The organism is Microcoleus sp. OTE_8_concoct_300 (assembly GCF_031383065.1).
GTDB lineage: Bacteria > Cyanobacteriota > Cyanobacteriia > Cyanobacteriales > Microcoleaceae > Microcoleus.
In genome coordinates this window covers 1-1,170 of sequence record NZ_JANMZH010000596.1, presented here as the reverse complement: position 1 = coordinate 1,170, position 1,170 = coordinate 1, and the positions used below count along the sequence as shown (strand labels likewise).

Below are 1,170 nucleotides of genomic sequence, written 5' to 3'. Positions count from 1 at the left end.
CCATAGCTGAGAGTTGGATATCTTTATAACCTGCATACCAAGCAACGCCGGCCCCGATCGCTAACAGCGTAATCGGTGACGGATGGATGCCTAAATGACCGATGAAAGTACCCGTAAAGTTGGCAAAACCACACAAAACGGACATCGCAGTAAATAGATAAGCCAGTACCAAACTCCAGCCGCAAATTACGCCGGCCGTCGGGCCAAGTCCTTTAACAATATAAGAATAAAGAGAACCCGCAGAAGCCGATCGACTCGCAAATTGGTTGATATTGATGCTGACAAATACTAGACCGATCAAGCCGATAAGAAAGCTCAGCCAAGTCCCGTTACCCGAAAGAGCGACAATTAACCCTAGATTAGATGCGGGTATAGTTGTAGGTGCAATAACGGCAAAGGATTGAGCTAAAACCTCCCCAAAGGAGAGGCAGTCCGGCTTTAAGCCGTGTGCACTCTGATTTTTTGGCGTTTTCTTACTCATTTATCTTCTCTCTTTTTGTCGATCGACTTTTGGCGATCGGCTTAAAATTGTCGGTGCTGCTTCAGCATTGGGCCCTGCGTTAGAAGCTTAAATATCACTGTAATCGCCTTCTGAGGTACAATCAAATGTTGTTTTTTATCGAATTAATAAATACAAGTGATGCAGTGCCGCCACAAAAGAACTGTTGGAGTACCAAACCTATCTGTAGCCACCAGCTCAAACCCTTGAGGTTAAAAGAAAAATTAAAGAGCGGCTGGCAACCGTGCTTTATGGATAATTCCAACCTGTACAATATCGAAAAGTTCAGGTCAAAGCAGAGTCGCCAGAGATTTTAATGTCAAAAAATCACTATATTTAGTAAAAGGGTACTCAGCATGGCCGGAATGACACTTGACCAACTGCGAGTTTTTCTAGCTGTCGCGGAACACCTGCACTTCAGTCGCGCGGCGGAGGAACTTTACATTACCCAACCTGCTGTCAGCGCCGCTATCCAATGTTTAGAAGCGGAATATGGAGTAAAACTATTTCACCGCATCGGTCGCCGGATAGAAATCACAGATGCTGGGAAGTTGCTGCAAGTTGAAACTCAGAAAATTCTCCACCAAGTTGCTTTGACTGAGAGAGGTTTGCGGGAGTTGAATGACTTGCAGCGAGGCGAATTAAACTTGGGTTGCAGTCTGACCATTGGC

Annotated in this window: 1 protein-coding gene and 1 pseudogene; one reads left to right on the top strand and one right to left on the bottom strand. The window is 45.4% G+C overall.

Annotated features, from left to right (window positions below; translation table 11 throughout):
- Positions 1-481 (bottom strand): annotated as a pseudogene (locus ACUVJL_RS27640) (APC family permease); the annotation flags it as partial.
- Between the two features lie 383 nt (positions 482-864).
- Between ACUVJL_RS27640 and ACUVJL_RS27635 the strand changes: the two are divergent.
- Positions 865-1,170: LysR family transcriptional regulator (locus ACUVJL_RS27635; protein WP_445248770.1), on the top strand; the 306-nt coding region annotated here is incomplete at its 3' end.